The 14,601-nt window shown below is 68.3% G+C and carries 19 protein-coding genes and 1 pseudogene; 10 read left to right on the top strand and 10 right to left on the bottom strand.

The genetic code is table 11. The annotated features are described in order from the left end of the window. Nucleotides 1-29 precede the first annotated feature (29 nt). The 4 genes from HQ603_RS00445 to HQ603_RS00430 form a co-directional block, all read right to left on the bottom strand. Nucleotides 30-677, bottom strand: a complete 648-nt coding sequence (locus tag HQ603_RS00445) for a dihydrofolate reductase family protein (RefSeq protein ID WP_222682444.1) — start codon at nt 675-677, stop codon at nt 30-32. Between the two features lie 72 nt (nt 678-749). Next, nucleotides 750-1,364: a maleylpyruvate isomerase family mycothiol-dependent enzyme gene (locus tag HQ603_RS00440; protein WP_222682443.1), complete on the bottom strand. Its 615-nt coding sequence runs from the start codon at nt 1,362-1,364 to the stop codon at nt 750-752. 76 nt (nt 1,365-1,440) lie between these two features. Then, nucleotides 1,441-1,722 carry a YrhK family protein gene (locus HQ603_RS00435; RefSeq protein WP_222682442.1) on the bottom strand — a complete coding sequence of 94 codons (282 nt, stop codon included), beginning with the start codon at nt 1,720-1,722 and terminating at the stop codon, nt 1,441-1,443. Nucleotides 1,723-1,787: 65 nt separating this feature from the next. Beyond that, nucleotides 1,788-1,928 (bottom strand): hypothetical protein, encoded by a 141-nt coding sequence (locus HQ603_RS00430; protein ID WP_222682441.1) that lies wholly within the window; start codon nt 1,926-1,928, stop codon nt 1,788-1,790. On the opposite strand from HQ603_RS00430, the pseudogene HQ603_RS18745 reads away from it, so the two are divergent. After that, nucleotides 1,870-1,989 (top strand): annotated as a pseudogene (locus tag HQ603_RS18745) (SDR family NAD(P)-dependent oxidoreductase); the annotation flags it as partial. The gene HQ603_RS00430 and the pseudogene HQ603_RS18745 sit on opposite strands and share 59 nt — an antisense overlap. 31 nt (nt 1,990-2,020) lie before the next feature. Here HQ603_RS18745 and HQ603_RS00425 read toward each other — a convergent pair. Continuing rightward, a complete protein-coding gene (locus HQ603_RS00425; protein ID WP_222682440.1) occupies nt 2,021-2,803 on the bottom strand; it encodes an SDR family NAD(P)-dependent oxidoreductase in 783 nt (260 codons plus the stop codon). Nucleotides 2,804-2,938: 135 nt separating this feature from the next. After that, nucleotides 2,939-3,511, bottom strand: a complete 573-nt coding sequence (locus tag HQ603_RS00420) for a hypothetical protein (RefSeq protein WP_222682439.1) — start codon at nt 3,509-3,511, stop codon at nt 2,939-2,941. A 279-nt stretch (nt 3,512-3,790) separates the two neighbouring features. Between HQ603_RS00420 and HQ603_RS00415 the strand changes: the two genes are divergently transcribed. Continuing rightward, nucleotides 3,791-4,378 carry a hypothetical protein gene (locus HQ603_RS00415; protein ID WP_222682438.1) on the top strand — a complete coding sequence of 196 codons (588 nt, stop codon included), beginning with the start codon at nt 3,791-3,793 and terminating at the stop codon, nt 4,376-4,378. Nucleotides 4,379-4,442: 64 nt separating this feature from the next. Here HQ603_RS00415 and HQ603_RS00410 read toward each other — a convergent pair whose 3' ends face one another. Then, entirely contained in the window at nt 4,443-4,724 is a 282-nt protein-coding gene (locus HQ603_RS00410) for a YrhK family protein (RefSeq protein ID WP_068366152.1), read from the bottom strand. A 504-nt stretch (nt 4,725-5,228) separates the two neighbouring features. On the opposite strand from HQ603_RS00410, the gene HQ603_RS00400 reads away from it, so the two are divergent. The 3 genes from HQ603_RS00400 to HQ603_RS00390 all read left to right on the top strand — a co-directional run bounded on the left by HQ603_RS00400 (nt 5,229) and on the right by HQ603_RS00390 (nt 8,633). Further along, a complete protein-coding gene (locus HQ603_RS00400) occupies nt 5,229-6,620 on the top strand; it encodes an IS3 family transposase (protein ID WP_308125418.1) in 1,392 nt (463 codons plus the stop codon). A gap of 170 nt (nt 6,621-6,790) precedes the next feature. Beyond that, complete coding sequence (locus HQ603_RS00395) at nt 6,791-8,206, top strand: sugar porter family MFS transporter (RefSeq protein ID WP_222682437.1); 1,416 nt, start codon at nt 6,791-6,793, stop codon at nt 8,204-8,206. A 76-nt stretch (nt 8,207-8,282) separates the two neighbouring features. After that, entirely contained in the window at nt 8,283-8,633 is a 351-nt protein-coding gene (locus HQ603_RS00390) for a universal stress protein (protein ID WP_222682436.1), read from the top strand. Nucleotides 8,634-8,793: 160 nt separating this feature from the next. On the opposite strand, the gene HQ603_RS00385 is transcribed toward HQ603_RS00390, so the two are convergent. Next, nucleotides 8,794-10,404: an MFS transporter gene (locus HQ603_RS00385; protein WP_222682435.1), complete on the bottom strand. Its 1,611-nt coding sequence runs from the start codon at nt 10,402-10,404 to the stop codon at nt 8,794-8,796. 84 nt (nt 10,405-10,488) lie between these two features. Between HQ603_RS00385 and HQ603_RS00380 the strand changes: the two genes are divergently transcribed. The 3 genes from HQ603_RS00380 (at nt 10,489) to HQ603_RS00370 (ending at nt 11,930) form a co-directional block, all read left to right on the top strand. After that, entirely contained in the window at nt 10,489-11,130 is a 642-nt protein-coding gene (locus HQ603_RS00380; RefSeq protein ID WP_222682434.1) for a TetR family transcriptional regulator, read from the top strand. 182 nt (nt 11,131-11,312) lie between these two features. Further along, nucleotides 11,313-11,717 (top strand): hypothetical protein, encoded by a 405-nt coding sequence (locus HQ603_RS00375; protein ID WP_222682433.1) that lies wholly within the window; start codon nt 11,313-11,315, stop codon nt 11,715-11,717. Nucleotides 11,718-11,723: 6 nt separating this feature from the next. Next, nucleotides 11,724-11,930 (top strand): helix-turn-helix transcriptional regulator, encoded by a 207-nt coding sequence (locus tag HQ603_RS00370; RefSeq protein ID WP_214502479.1) that lies wholly within the window; start codon nt 11,724-11,726, stop codon nt 11,928-11,930. 187 nt (nt 11,931-12,117) lie between these two features. Here the strand turns inward: HQ603_RS00370 and HQ603_RS00365 are convergent, their stop codons facing one another. Continuing rightward, entirely contained in the window at nt 12,118-12,381 is a 264-nt protein-coding gene (locus HQ603_RS00365) for a winged helix-turn-helix transcriptional regulator (protein ID WP_214502478.1), read from the bottom strand. 44 nt (nt 12,382-12,425) lie between these two features. Here HQ603_RS00365 and HQ603_RS00360 point away from each other — a divergent pair, with 44 nt between their 5' ends. Together HQ603_RS00360 and HQ603_RS00355 are read left to right on the top strand one after the other, a co-directional pair. Beyond that, complete coding sequence (locus HQ603_RS00360; protein ID WP_222682432.1) at nt 12,426-12,608, top strand: hypothetical protein; 183 nt, start codon at nt 12,426-12,428, stop codon at nt 12,606-12,608. A gap of 413 nt (nt 12,609-13,021) precedes the next feature. Further along, complete coding sequence (locus HQ603_RS00355) at nt 13,022-13,921, top strand: endo alpha-1,4 polygalactosaminidase (RefSeq protein ID WP_222682431.1); 900 nt, start codon at nt 13,022-13,024, stop codon at nt 13,919-13,921. Between the two features lie 61 nt (nt 13,922-13,982). On the opposite strand, the gene HQ603_RS00350 is transcribed toward HQ603_RS00355, so the two are convergent. Next, nucleotides 13,983-14,522 carry a TetR/AcrR family transcriptional regulator gene (locus tag HQ603_RS00350; RefSeq protein WP_068148166.1) on the bottom strand — a complete coding sequence of 180 codons (540 nt, stop codon included), beginning with the start codon at nt 14,520-14,522 and terminating at the stop codon, nt 13,983-13,985. Nucleotides 14,523-14,601: the final 79 nt, after the last annotated feature.

Raw genomic sequence — 14,601 nt, 5'->3', positions numbered from 1 at the left:
TCGCCCGTGCGTGGTCGGTTCGCCCGGCCTCACTCGGCGCGGCGGGTGAAGGTGAGGTGGGTAACGCCACTCGGGGTGGACACGACCTCGACGTCGTACCCCGACTCCATTCCTTCCAGACCGTCCCACAGACGAACGCCTCTCCCCAGAACGATCGGGACCTGCACGAGGTGAAGGTGGTCGACGAGGCCGGCAGCGATGAAGTACCCCGCGGTCGTCGCGCCGCCCCCGATCCGGACGTCGAGGCCACCGGCCGCGTCGCGAGCGACCACCAGCGCCTCGGCGGGAGGAACATCGAGAAAATGGAAGACGGTCCCACCCGCCATCTCGATCGGCGCACGGGGCCGATGGGTCAGGACGAACACCGGGGTGTGGAAGGGCGGGTTGTCGCCCCACCACCCTGTCCAGTCCGGATCGTCCTGCCATCCGGGTGGACCGAACTTGTTCGCGCCCATGATCTCCGACCCGATACCGAGTTCGTGCCGGTGCGCCACTGCGTCGTCGACGCCCGTACTGCCGCCGTCACCGCCCATCATCCGGGTGCCGAAGTCCGTGGCGAACATCCATCGGTGCAGACGCTGACCCGCGTGGCCCATCGGCGTCTCTTCGCTCTGCCCCTCCCCCGCGGCGAAGCCGTCGAGCGAGATGGACAGATTGTGAATCCGAGTGCGCGACATGAGACGGCCTCTTTCGGTGGTCGAGTTGCCGAGCACTGTAGGCCCGGGCCCGGTGGAAGGTCGACACCTCGGTCATCCCACGAGGTGGTCGTGCACGCTCTCCCGGCCTGTGAGGATCAGGACGATCGCCGTTGCCGGCAGGACCAGGGTGTCACCGTGGCCGATTCGGAAGTCGAGGTCGGACGCCTGGAGTGCATGTCCAGCGAGGTCCGCGCCGAAGTACTCCATCCGATTCTTTGTCCTCATCGTGCGCAGGACGAGGTCGAGCTGCTCCTCGGTGGCGGTCGTGGGCCTTTCGAGTCCTTCTGTCAGGTCGAGCCCGTGAACGACGTCGTGGCACAACGCATCGACGAGGTCGCCGCCCGGTGGACTCCAGGCAGTGGTCACGTTGTGTCGTAGAGCCGCAACGAGTTCGACGTGAGCCATCCGCGCGACATCGTCGCGAGCGAGGCGGTCCGCCGCACGATCGAAGTTTCCCCGTTCACGGACCATCGTAAGCACCAGCTTGGTGATACCCACCCGAAAGGACATCGACATGTGCGCCGTCAGATGGGCCACGGTCCACCCCTCGCACGGGGTCGGTCGATCCCAGTCGGACGGCGACAGCCCGTCCAGTACCGCGACGGTCGCCTGCCTCTGCGTCGCGGTCAGCGCCGAGACGTGGTCGGTGTCGTGCTCGTCGGACATGCGGCTCCTGTTCGTCGTCGTGCTCGAGAACCCTTCACTGGGCAGACACGTCGACGGACCGAAACTCATCGCGCGATCAGAAGTCCCCCGAGGAACCACCGTCGAAAGAGCCGATCCGCTGAAGATGAATACGCCGACTCAGACGGATCACGGGCCGGGCGAGAAACTGCAGGCTGCCCACCAGAAAGAACCACGTGGCCGCCGTGGTGGTCGACTCCCAGAAGAACAGCACGCTGCCGATCACGAACCACAGCGCGACCAGGACGTCGTTGACGATGCTCGCGGTCTCCCACTTGCGGCGGATCACCAATTCGTCGTGTCCGAGGTGGAGGGTGAGGGTGCGCCCGTCGTCCGTCATGCCCGATGGGTGCCCCGTGGGCGCACGAATCGAACGGACATCACCACGCTCCGGCTCTTGCTCGTTCACGTTCCCCCGAAGCCGGCCTCGACGAACGACTTTCGCGCGGCCACGACGATCTCGTCTCGTTTCTCGAGCCGCACGGGACGCGCCGGCAAGCCGGTCTGCATCACGGGCGTCGCCAACAAGGTCTCGGCAGCAGCCATGCGTCCCATTTCCGGACGCATCGGATACGTCCTCGGCCGCACCCTGAACCCGTTTCAGTAGCGGGAAGCTCACTCCGCGTAGCGGGTTCCGTTCACTCCGTGTGGGGCTGACCCGTCGAGGCACTGGTGCCACCGTCGACGGCCAGCAGCGCACCCGTGATGTACCGCGCGTCGTCGGAGGCCAGGAAGAGCACGGCGGGAGCGATGTCGTCGGGCTCCCCGGGCCGGCCCAGGGCGATTCGGTCGACGAACGGCGCCAGGGACTCCTCGTCCGTCGCCATCCCCGCGGTCATCTCGGTCAGCGTGAACGCGGGCAGTACCGCGTTGACGCGCACACCGCGACCGCCGTAATCGAGTGCGAGAGAACGTACGAACCCCGTCATCGCATGCTTGGACGCGTTGTAGGCAGCCTGTCCCCAGTCCCCGGCGATGCCCGATACCGACGAGACCGCGACGAGATTCCCACCCGACCGCACCAACTCGGGCAGCGTCGCCCGAGCGAGGTGGAGAAAGCCGTCGATGTTGACCCCGCGCAGGAGGGCCCAGTCCTCGTCGGTGAGGTCGGTGATGTCGCCACCGCCGTCGTGAACTCCTGCGTTGGAGACGACGACGTCGATTCGCCCGAACGCTTCGAGGACCGTCGCCACCAGCGTCTCGACGTCGTCGCGACGCGAGACGTCTCCCGCGACGACGAGCGCATGCCCGTTGCGGGCGTCCGTGACGGTCTCCTCGAGAGGCTCGCGACGGCGGCCGGTGACGACGACGATCGCGCCGTTGGCGAGGAAGGCACGCGCGATGGCTCGTCCGATCCCCGATCCGGCGCCGGTGACGACGATGACCTTGTCCTGCACTGCGTACTCGTTGGTGGTGCTCATGCGCTCGGCGCGCCTCCCTGTCGTTCGTGATCTCGCCGAGGACGGACCCGGCGGTGACCACCGAATGCCTCGTCGTCGCTGTTCTCAATCCTTTCGCGAACCGTCCGGGCGACGCCGGCCCGTCGAGCCGCAGGGCTACAGAGCGGCGATCGTCACCGCGGGGCGCGCCAGTCGCCATCGAGCGCAGCCCTGGCGAAGAGCCTCGTCCACCGCGCGGACGATCGAGTCGAGCCGCTCGACCGAGAGCGGAACCACGGTGCCGGCGGACCGGCTCAGCACGATCCTGTGAGCGGGAGTGCCCAGGGTCCTCGCCTGCGCGGTCCGGCAGAGCGCGTACTCGGCAGCGTCGGCCCACTCGGTGGGTGTCCCGCACGCGTCGATGTCACCGTGGAGGCCGACCACAACGATCCTGCGAGCGGGCACCACGGTGGGGAGACCCGGCGCGAGATAGACGAAGGTCGTTCTCCGCGCGTACTCGACCAGGTGATCGACGTGCTCCTGCCTGCCCACGATGAACCGCGTGATTCCGTGATGCACCGCTCGGCGGATCGAGTCCGGGCAGTCGCCCGTGCGGAACACGACCTGATTCGGACGCACGCTCACCGACTGCACCAGGTCGAGACCGGTGTCGTCGAGCACGAGAACAGTGATGGCGCTGCGCTGGACCCAGAGCAGTACGTCACAGTCGACGAGCGCGTGGGCGGACACGGCGCAACCGACAGCGGGGATGACGCGGCGCATCCGGTGTACCGGATCACCGTGCGCAGCGACCGTAGGAACGGCGACGAAACTCGTTGTCATGCATCGTGTCTAGCGCTGGTCCCATCGCAGCCGGGTGGCCTTCACGTGCCCCTGACGCACCGCGGCACTTCTTGACGTATCCCTCACGGAGCCGGCCACCGCGTCCCCGCTCGAGACGACGTTCCCGCACGTCCTGACCCGAGGACCGAGCGCTTCGGTCGACACCGACGGGGGTACAACAGATCCATGCCGCCACCGCGCCGTCCCCGTCTCCACCGGCCCGTCCTGCTCGCGGCCGCCGCCGTGTCCGCGGCCGTCGCGCTGACCTCGTGCTCCGCCGACACCGCGCGCGAGGCCGACACCGACGGTCCGTCCATCGGGGCGGTGGAGATCCGCGACACGAGCATCGACGCCGAACCGACGGGCGCGACACCCGAAGATCCGTCGTCGGCGTACGGCAGTGCGACGTTGAACTTCACCGCGATCAACACCGACCCGGCGGAATCCGACACCCTGGTCTCGATCACCTCTCCTGCGGCGTCGTCGGTGACCCTGGACGCCACCGCCGAGCAACTCGTCGTCGAACCGGGCACCTCGATCGCCGCCGGGCAGCCGGTGGAGAACGTGGGCGGCGACGGCAGCGGTGCGGACCGGCCCTTCACCGTGGCGGTGGAGTTGGCGGACGGCGAGTTGCAGCCCGGAACCTCTGTCGCAGTGACGTTCCGGTTCGAACGAGCCGGTGAGGTCACCGTCGACGTTCCCTTCGACGTCGTCGAGCCCGACGACTCGGATCGGAGCAGTCGCCCCCTGCCGCCCGCGGTCGAACCCGGCTGAACGTGCTGTTCGCGTTTCCGCTGCGGACAGGCAGGCCGGTTCTCCGCGCTGCTCGGCCACCCGATCAGAAGTCGGCCGATGTCCCTCCGTCGTCGGAGCCGATGCGCTGCAGATGAATACGCCGAGTCAGGCGGATCACGGGTCTGGCGAGGAACTGCAGGCTGCCCACCAGAAAGAACCACGTGGCCGTCGTAGTGGTCGATTCCCAGAAGAACAGGACGCTGCCGATCACGAACCACAGCGCGACCAGGACGTCGTTGACGATGCTGGCGGTCTCCCACTTGCGGCGGATCACGAGCTCGTCGTGACCGAGGTGGAGGGTGAGGGTGCGACCGTTGTCTGCCATGACCGGTGGATGCCCCGCATCCATCGCTGTCGAACCGGACCCCTCGTTTGTGCTGCATCCCGACGAACCGCCGACGGGTCTCTCCGGTGACGTCGTCGCCGTGCCGATGCGCCCCGCCGCGCGGATAACCAGGGGACTGCTCATGACGTAGAGGCGCACCGCGTCGAGAACGTGGTCGACGCACTCGGTGACGCGGACGGGACCGACCCGAGCGAGCGCGCCGACTGCATCGCCGCGGCAGTCGAGGCCGTCGAGCGGATCCGGCACCCCACGCCTGCCCTCCTCGGTGAGGCGAGCACACCGCGGCGACGCCGCCGACCGTGAGCCGTTTCCGCGGACCGCTCCTGCCGTTGCGGGCGGTTCGCGTTCGTTGCCAGGATGGTCGTGAGACATTCGGCGACAGCGTGAGGATCGGAGCATCCTAGTGACCGATGTACAGGTCGGACGTACGGCGACCGGAGTTCGAAAGTTCTCGTTCGCGTTCAAGGTCGAGTTCCTACGCGAGTGGGACGCCGCTGTGCAGCGAGGTGCGAAGGCTCGGCTGATGCGCGAACACAACCTTGCGCGGCAGACGGTCGATCGGTGGCTCGTCTCACGAGAGCGTGGAGAATTCACCGCATCGATGGTGACCGCCGCACGAAAGTCGAGGTTCGAGGTGACCAACACCGAACGCGCCGAACTGGCCCGGCTGCGCAAGGAGAACGAGGCCCTGAAGAAGAAGGTGGCGCAGGGCGAAGCGGTACAGGCGATTCTGGGAAAAGCATACGAGCTCTTGGAAGGGATCACCGAGAGCTCGACCGACACCGACGAGCAGATCCCGCCGGCGCTGATGAGCGCCACCGAGTACGCCAAGTGGCTCGAACGCACCAAGCTGTCCTGACCGCCGCCGTCGAGGAGGTGACCACGACCTCGTCGGTGTCGGTGGTGGCGGCGTGCGCGTTGGTCGGGATCGCCCGCTCCACCTACTACCGACTCACCCGCCGCTACGCCCACTACCGCCGGGTCCCGACGCCGATCCCGCACCGTGAGCGGACCCAACCGGCAGCACTGACCGCCGACGAACGCCGCCGGATCCTCGACGTCGTCACCGACGACGACTACACCGATCTGTCTGTGGTGCAAACGTATTGGCGGGCATTCGACGAAGGGAGGGTGGCGTGCTCACAGCGCACCTTCTACCGTGTCGCCGCCGCCGCGCACTGCGTCGGTGACCGCCGCCGACGCCGCGGAGTCGGCGCCGCGGCGACCCGCCGCACCCCGGTGGTCGCCGCCCACGCGGTCGGTGACCTGTGGTCGTGGGACATCACCGAACTGCGCGGACCCCGACCGCAGGACCGATACAAGCTCTACCTCGCCATCGACGTGTTCTCCCGCTACCCGGTGGCGTGGCGGATCGAGCACACCGAGGATCGACACCTGGCCACGGCCATGTTCGCCCACGCCATCACCACCCACGGCGCCCCGACGGTGCTGCACGGCGACAACGGCGCCGTCATGCGCTCACACACCCTGATCGACGCCCTCACCGAACATGGTGTGCTCACCTCGTTCTCCCGCCCACGGGTCAGCGACGACAATCCGTTCTCCGAATCGCTGTTCAAGACGATCAAGTACGACCTCGACTGCCCCACCCGGTTCGACAGCATCGACCACGCCCGCACCTGGACAGCAGAATTCCTGCGCCGCTACGCCACCGAACACCGTCACAGCGGCCTCGGCCGACATACCCCCGCCGACACCCACCACGGCACCGCGCACCTGGTCCGACAGGACCGGCAACAGTATTTGACCCGCTACCACGCCCAACACCCCGAACGGTTCCGGCGCCCGCCCCAGCCGCCGGACCTACCCGGACTCACCGGCATCAACCACCACAGACTGTCTCAGACAGGTTGACAACTACCGTTCGCCTTCCGCACGAGCACAGGCTGTCCGCGGGAACGGGTACGCGGCACAAGGGATTCGAGGGGTCGTGGCTGTGCGACCGTTCCGGATTCACCTCCGTGTGACGCCCGTCGCAACGTAATATGTTCGGACAAAAGGACATATAACCGAGCGAGGACGCCATGACCACTCGAGGCAGCACGCCCACCGGTTCTCTACCGCCGAACACCGCCGGACCGCACTCACGCCGACTGGGCGTCATCGCGGTCGTCGCCACGTTCGGCGGCCTGCTGTTCGGCTACGACACCGGCGTCATCAACGGTGCTCTCGAACCGCTGAAGGACGACCTCTCGCTGACGGCGTTCACGGAAGGGTTCGTCGTCAGCATCCTGATCCTCGGTGCCGCGATCGGCGCCCTGATCGGCGGCCGTCTGTCGGACCGATTCGGGCGCCGACACAACATTCTCCTGCTGGCCGGGATCTTCGTCGTCGGCACGCTGGGCTGCGTCCTCGCCCCGAACTGGGAGATCCTGGCGGTGTTCCGCTTCGTCCTCGGTCTCGCCGTCGGCGGGGCGTCGGCCACGGTGCCGGTCTACCTCGCCGAGGTCTCGCCGTTCGAGAAGCGTGGATCCCTGGTCACCCGCAACGAGGTCATGATCGTCAGCGGCCAGTTCGCCGCCTTCGTGATCAACGCGATCATCTTCAACGTGTGGGGCGAGCACCAGTCGGTGTGGCGGTTCATGCTGCTCGTGGCCGTGCTGCCCGCGATCGCGCTCGTCGTCGGCATGCTGCGGATGCCCGAGAGTCCGCGGTGGCTGGTGTCGCAGGGGCGGGACGCCGAGGCTCTCGAGGTGCTGCGTCAGGTCCGCTCACCAGAGCGGGCCGAGGCCGAGATGGCCGAGGTGTACGCGCTCGCCGAGGAGGAGAAGGTCTCGCAGACCGGTGGCACCACGGACCTGTCGGTGCGCTGGATCCGACGGCTGATCTTCATCGGCGTGGGCCTCGGTGTGTTCCAGCAGTTCACGGGCATCAACTCGGTGATGTACTACGGCACCCAGCTTCTCGCCGACGCGGGCTTCGACAGCAACTCCGCGATCATCGCCAACACGCTCAACGGCCTGTTCAGCGTGCTCGGCATCACCGTGGGTCTGATCATCATGAACAAGGTCGACCGCCGCACCATGCTGATCGCCGGCTTCTCCCTGACCACCTTCTTCCACCTGCTGGTCGGCCTGTCGGCGTTGCTCCTCCCGGACGGCACGGCCAAGGCCTACTTCATCCTGGTGTTCGTGGTGCTGTTCGTGTTCTGCATGCAGGGCACCATCGGCCCCCTGGTCTGGCTCATGCTGGCCGAGATCTTCCCCCTCGAGATCCGCAGCTTCGCCATCGGCATCTGCGTCTTCATGCTGTGGTTCGCCAATGCCGCCGTGGCCCTGGCGTTCCCGCCCGTGGTGAACGCCGTCGGCATCGCCCCCACGTTCTTCGTCTTCGTGGCCCTCGGCCTGGTGGCCCTGCTCTTCATCGTCACCCAGGTGCCGGAAACCCGCGGCCGCACGCTCGAGGAGCTCGAGGAGCGCTTCCGCCGGGAGTACTCGTGATCGTGCGACCGGGCCGCCCCAGCGCGACCCCGCGACGTCACCCCGCTGCTGCGACCCAGGACGAAAGGATGTACCGATGACCGTTTTGGTGGCCGTCACCGACAACGAGGAGGGGCGCGCGGCTCTGCGTGCCGCCGTCGGGGAAGCCGAGATGCTGAACACCTCGGTCCTGGCGATGAACCTCGGGCTGACGGGACTGGACGCGTCCGAGTACGGCGACGCGGTTCGCGTCGTCCACCGCGTGGGCCGCGAGGACAGGGACCCGGTCGCGGCGGTGCTCGACGAGCTCGACGAGCACCCCGAGGTCACCCGCCTGGCGATCGGCATCCGGAAGCGCAGCCGAGTCGGAAAAGCATTGCTGGGCAGCACGAGTCAGCGACTGCTGATGCTCTCCCCCGTGCCGGTGCTCACGGTTCGCCCCGAGTAGACGGATCCCGGCGATCTTCGCGCCGTGGAGGTAATCGTCCGGCATACCGTACGTCTTTTCCTGACCGTGTGCCGTTCCCGCGGACCGCTCGTGCACCGGCGGACGGTGCACCGTCAGCACGAGCAGGAACCGCCCGCGGGAACCCACGAGGCCGGGTCGACTACCGAACCGGGGCGCCCGCGACGGCCGAGGTCGATGGCCGCCGACGGGCCGGAAGCGTCAGTGCGACAACGACACACCCGGCGATCAGAACGGAGCCCGCCACAGCGCTCGCGGTGCCCACCGCCGCGGCGAACGAGTCGACGACGGCCGTCCGCAGCTCGTCGGCCAGGGTGGGGGACGCCGTCGACAGTTCGGTCGCGACGGCGGATCCGGCGCCCACCGATTCGGACGCTGCGGACGCGGCACCGCTGAGAGCGTCCGCGACCTCGGGTGGCTGTCCCGCGGCCCCGCCGGAGACCGCGGTGACCGTGTCGGACATCCCGTTCCGGTATTCCGTCGCGAGCACGGACCCGATGACGGCGATGCCGAGTGACCCGCCCAGTTCGATCGACGTGTCGGTCACTCCACCCGCTGCGCCGAGGTCGGATTCGTCGAAGCCGCCCATGATGGCGTCCGTCGCCGGCGGTTCCGCCAGGCCCATTCCGAGGCCCATCGCCACCAGGGCGATCAGGAAATGCCCGTACTCCGACTGTGCGTCCACGGCCGTGAGCACGAAGGCGCCGACCGCGGCCAGTGCCATGCCGGCCGGAATCACGACGCGGAGCCCGACGCGCGTCGTCAGTGGGCTGCTGACGACCGAGCCGATCATGACCGCGAACGCCAGCGGAAGCAGTCGGAGCCCGGTCTCGAGCGCGCCGTACCCGAAGACCGACTGGAAATGCTGGGCGACGAAGTAAATGACACCGAACGCCGCGAGGAACAGCATGAGCACGGCCAGCGTCGCGCCACCGACGGTTCTGTCGGTGATGCGACGGATGTTCAGCAGCGGTGCCGGGTGCCGGCGTTCCCAGACGACGAACGCGATCGCCGCGGCCGCCGCCACGATCGACAGAACGGTCGGCAATCCCGCCCAGCCGGAGTGGAATCCGTCGATGACGGCGTAGACGAGCGAGCCGACGGTGATCACGGACAGTGCACCGCCGACCCAGTCGATCGGGGACCGGGCGGTGGACCGGCTGACGGGCAGCAGCCAGAAGGCGGCGACGACGGCGACCACCACGATCGGCACGTTCACCAGGAAGGTGCTCCCCCACTCGGTGACCTCGAGCAGCGCGCCGGACAGCAACGGGCCCACCGCGATGGCCAGTCCGGACGTTGCCGCCCAGAGCGAGATCGCCCGCGCGCGTTCGTGCCGGGGAAAGATCGCCACCAGCAGAGCGAGGGTCGCCGGCATGATGACGGCGGCGCCGACACCCATGACCAGGCGAGCCACGATGACACCCGCGGTGGTGTCGGCGACGGCGCCGACGATCGCCCCGGCTCCGAACAGTGCCAACCCGCCGACCAGGGCGTGCCGACGGCCGATCCGATCGCCGACGGCTCCGCAGAGCAGCATCAACGCAGCGCAGGGCACGGTGTACGCGTCCACCACCCACTGCATGCCGCTGCTGTCCAGCCCGAGATCGCGCGTCATCGACGGCAGGGCGACGATCAACGACGTGTTGGCCATGACCACCACCAACAAACTCACGCACAGCACCCCGAGGGCCCACCACCGGCGTGGATCGGCCGCCCGGTCCTCCGTCGCGACTTCCGTGTTCGTGGACATCCCGCACTCCCTCCGCATCGACTTGCACAACAATGTGCAAGTTAGCTACTTGCACAACAGTGTGCAAGTAGGGATGATCGGGTGGTGACGGACAACTCCACGGCGGGCGCCGGTAGGCGCGGAACCACGTCGAAACGGCAGATCGTGATCGACGCGGCCATCGACGTCCTGGGGAGACAGCCCGACGCGAGCATCGCGGACATCGCGGCCGCAGGAGGAATAGCGCGGCGAACCATCTACGGCCACTTCCCGACTCGGCGCGATCTGATCGTGGGCATCGCGGAATCGGCCGCCGCCGACCTGACCGCGATCATCCCGGCGCGTGCGGCCCTGCCCGCGGAACCGGATCGCGCGGTCGCAGCTCTCGCCATGATTACCTGGCCCGTCGCGGGCCGCTACCGGGCACTGCTCGGCATCGGGCGGCAGGAACTGGGCGACGATCGCGTGCTGGAACTGTTGGCCCCCGGCCGCGAGTTGTCGATCGACCTGGTCGAAGCAGGGCAACGGTCGGGGCTCTTCCCGGCCTACCTGCCGCCCAGCACCATCGTGACGCTGACCGACGGGGCGACACTCGGCCTGCTCGCCGACGCGGATGCCGGGAACTCGGCCGACCCGGCGCGCGATGTCGCCGTCGTGGCCCTGGTCATCGCCGGCCTGGGTGCGACCGACGCCATCGCCGTGGTCGATGCGGTCACGGCCGACGGATCGACCCCGCGTTCTGGATGATTCCGGTCGCCGAACGACCTTGTGTCAAGCACGCTTGACATGCAACACTGTCGGCGAGCGTCAAGCACACTTGACACCGAGCGAAGGGCGCCACCGTGGACAACGATCCGGGAACCGACTCGACGTCCACCGCTGACGTCTCGCGAAGCCGTTGGGGCCGAACGACTGTCGGCACGAAGAACGTGTCCGCTCTGCTGGTCGCGATTCCGATCGGCGTCGTCGTGGCGGTGGTCGTCGCGACTGTCGTCGTGGCCACCGGCACCGCCGGCACTCCTGCGGTCGTCGGAGGGCTCGCGATGGCATTCGCCTTCGGTGGGGCCGCGGCCGCCCTGGCCTGGGTACTGACGGTCGACCGGAACACGCTCGACGGCGCTCCGCGTGATCCCGAGCGCTCGATCGAGAGCGTCTGGCACGACCGCGCGGCGAGCGGTGCGTTCGGGGACGTCCTGCTCGTGACCGGTACGGCGACGACGGTGGTGGCGCTGACCGGATTCGAGATGCCCACCGCCGTGGCACTCGCGTCGGTGGTGGCCCTGGCCATGGGCTCGTTCGGCCTGCGGTACGTCGTTCTGCAGCGGCGAGGCTGACGCGGAGTGCGGAACCGCCTGCCCGAACTACGGCGAGAGCGCACCTGGTCGCAGCAGCAGTTGGCCGACGTACTCGGCGTCTCGCGTCAGACCGTCATCTCCATCGAGCGCGGGCGCTTCGACCCCTCTCTTCCCCTGGCGTTCCGTCTGGCTCGCGTCTTCGAGTGCCCCATCGAGGCCATCTTCGACGACGCCGACTCCACGCAGGAGTGAGTGCGCTCCGCCACCCGGCCGCTGTCGTTCCCGCCGAAGGTTGCTTCCTGCGGACCACTCCTGCACCGCAACGGATTCGGGCGATCGGCTCGGACCGCGCGTGCCCCCGACGTGACGCGGGGACTTCTGTGCGGGACACGGTGGATCCACGTCGGGTGGATCAGCCGGATCGACTCCGCGGCGCCACCTATCGAGACGGCACGAACGCGGACGCGTCCGTCGATCGTCCCCACTCGTTCATCGCGGCGAGGACCGGCTCGAGCGATGCGCCGCGATCGGTCAGGGCGTACACCACGCGCGGAGGAATCTCGGGGAACACCGTCCTGGTGACGATGCCCCGCTCTTCGAACAACCGCAGGCGGGCGGTCAGGGTGTGCGCGCTGATTCCCGGAAGCCCGTCCCGCAGCTCGGTGAATCGGCGCGGCCCCGACAGCAGCTCGCGCACGATCAACGTGGCCCACGGCCCTCTTCGCCGGCGGTGCCCGCATCGCCCCCGTGGCGGACAGAAACCTGCTCACGCTCGACAGCGCACTCGCCGCCCGGGCAGCGGCGCTGACGCCGAACGCCACGATCGTCCCGACGCACTACGAGGGGTGGAGCCACTTCACGGAAGGCGCCGACGACCTCGTGGCGCGTTTCCGCGAGGCCGGGCTCGCGGATCGGCTCGTGTTCGCCTGACGTCGAGCGTAGGTAGAGGTATCAGGATCGAACGATTGACAAATCGACTCCAGACCGCCTGCACCGTGGGCGCCGGTCAGCAGCACCGCCGCGTAGCGCTGCGCGTTCCGCTCGGCGAGGGCGTCGACCACGAGGACGAGGAACTCGTCGCACATGCGTTGTGCAGCAACGACGATCGCGGAGGGGAACTTCGTCCCCGACCGTGTCCTCGACACAGCGTCCGCCGCCGCTCTGCGGCGGGCAGGCACCTCGTCCCGCCCGAATTCCAACGGACACCCCTCGCCGGTCACCACGGGATCCCGAGACGCCGCAGCGGTCGGAAGCTAAGCTCCTACCGTCATCGGAGGGTCCAGCAGACCGCACGTCTGCACCGGTCGCCAGAGAGCAGCTCGAGGCGGGGCATCCGAACCGAAATGCGAGGCGCTGTGCTCCGGCCCTTCTCCCGTGCTGTCCTGCTCGTCGCCGCCTACGTGCTCGTCTCCGTGTCGGGGTGTTCCCTCGACGACGACGCGGACGCCGGACAGGGCGACGACACCGTCACCGCCGACACCACCGGCAGTTCTGTCGTCGGCCACGGCGGTGTCACGCTGCCGCTCCCCGGCTCCGCGTTCGACTACCAGCTCGGCGGCGGGTATCCCCCGCCGCCCGGCGTGACGGTGGTCGCCCGCGACCGCACCGATCGACCCGCGGACGCCGGGTACGACATCTGCTACGTCAACGGCTTCCAAACCCAACCCGCGGAGTCCGCGTCCTTCGCCGCCGCCAATCCCGATCTGGTGCTGCGCGTCGACGGCGAGCCGCTGGTGGACCCCGGGTGGCCGGACGAGTACATCTATGACACCTCCACCGACGCCAAGCGTTCCGCCCTCGCGGCCGTCGTCGCACCGTGGATCGAGCGATGCGGGAGCGACGGCTACGAGGCGGTGGAGATCGACAACCTCGACTCCTACACCCGCTCGAACGACATGCTGAGCGCCGACGACAACCTGGCCCTGGCACGGCTGTTCGCCGACACCGCTCACCGGGCCGGCCTGGCCATCGCCCAGAAGAACACGGCCGACCGGGCGGGCGAGCTCCGCAGCGCGGGATACGACTTCGCGATCACCGAGTCCTGCATCGAGTTCGAGGAATGCGCCGACTACACCGAGCACTACGACGTCGTCCTGGACATCGAGTACACCGACGAGCTGGGTCGTGACTCCTTCGACAGGGCGTGCGCGAACACGGACCCTGCGCTCTCGGTGATCCTGCGCGATCACGACCTCGTGAAGCCCGACGACGAGGCCTACGTCTTCGACAGCTGCCGCTCCTGACTGCCCTGTGTCGTGGACTGTCGGCTCCTCGGTCGAAAGCTGACCGTCCACTGTCCACACGTCAGAATCGAGCGTCGACGAGCCTCTGCGCGACCTCGACGAGCGCGTCGATGTTGTCGGGGGGCCGGCCGTACGGTCCGGTCGAGGCCGCGGCGAAGTAGAGGCCGTCCCCCATGAGAAGGACGGCCTCCGCCACGGCAGGATCGGCGATCTGCTCGTTCAACACGTCGAGCCAGGATTGCCGGATCCGCGCGAGGGTCTGCTGCGCGACCGCATTCGACCCTTGACTGAGGCGCATGGTGGCCACCACGGCGCGGTCGACGGGAGTGTCGTGGAACGTCGAGGTGCGGAGGTGATAGACCGCAGCGCCCTCTGGGTGCGCTCGCATCCGTCGGACGTCCTCGGCCGCCAGTTCCTCGACCACCCCCATCAGTCCGTCCACCAGGGCTTCCTTGTTGGGAAAGTGGTACATCAGGCCGCCCTTCGAGATGCCGGCCGCCGCCGCGACCGCGTCGAGGGTCGCAGCCTTCTCACCTTGTTCGAGGACGAGTTTGACGAAGGCGTTCAGCGACTTCTCGCGCGCGACGGGAGGAGGGGGCACGGGGCGATGGTACGGGTCGGATCGAGTCGGCCTCGTTACTGCGCCATCCAGTCGGTACAGTAACGATCACACCCACTCA

Source organism: Rhodococcoides corynebacterioides (assembly GCF_019834675.1).
In the GTDB taxonomy this organism is placed as follows: domain Bacteria; phylum Actinomycetota; class Actinomycetes; order Mycobacteriales; family Mycobacteriaceae; genus Rhodococcoides; species Rhodococcoides corynebacterioides_A.
The sequence above is the reverse complement of the archived record's forward strand: the minus strand, read 5'-3'. Positions and strand labels throughout refer to the sequence as shown.

Coding starts and splice junctions, on each gene's coding strand:
- HQ603_RS00435 (WP_222682442.1), bottom strand. CDS start 1,722: ATGACGGACGACGGGCGCACCCTCACCCTCCACCTCGGACACGACGAA.
- HQ603_RS00385 (WP_222682435.1), bottom strand. CDS start 10,404: ATGTCCACGAACACGGAAGTCGCGACGGAGGACCGGGCGGCCGATCCA.
- HQ603_RS00390 (WP_222682436.1), top strand. CDS start 8,283: ATGACCGTTTTGGTGGCCGTCACCGACAACGAGGAGGGGCGCGCGGCT.
- HQ603_RS00395 (WP_222682437.1), top strand. CDS start 6,791: ATGACCACTCGAGGCAGCACGCCCACCGGTTCTCTACCGCCGAACACC.
- HQ603_RS00440 (WP_222682443.1), bottom strand. CDS start 1,364: ATGTCCGACGAGCACGACACCGACCACGTCTCGGCGCTGACCGCGACG.
- HQ603_RS00415 (WP_222682438.1), top strand. CDS start 3,791: ATGCCGCCACCGCGCCGTCCCCGTCTCCACCGGCCCGTCCTGCTCGCG.
- HQ603_RS00410 (WP_068366152.1), bottom strand. CDS start 4,724: ATGGCAGACAACGGTCGCACCCTCACCCTCCACCTCGGTCACGACGAG.
- HQ603_RS00445 (WP_222682444.1), bottom strand. CDS start 677: ATGTCGCGCACTCGGATTCACAATCTGTCCATCTCGCTCGACGGCTTC.
- HQ603_RS00355 (WP_222682431.1), top strand. CDS start 13,022: ATGCGAGGCGCTGTGCTCCGGCCCTTCTCCCGTGCTGTCCTGCTCGTC.
- HQ603_RS00425 (WP_222682440.1), bottom strand. CDS start 2,803: ATGAGCACCACCAACGAGTACGCAGTGCAGGACAAGGTCATCGTCGTC.
- HQ603_RS00430 (WP_222682441.1), bottom strand. CDS start 1,928: ATGGCTGCTGCCGAGACCTTGTTGGCGACGCCCGTGATGCAGACCGGC.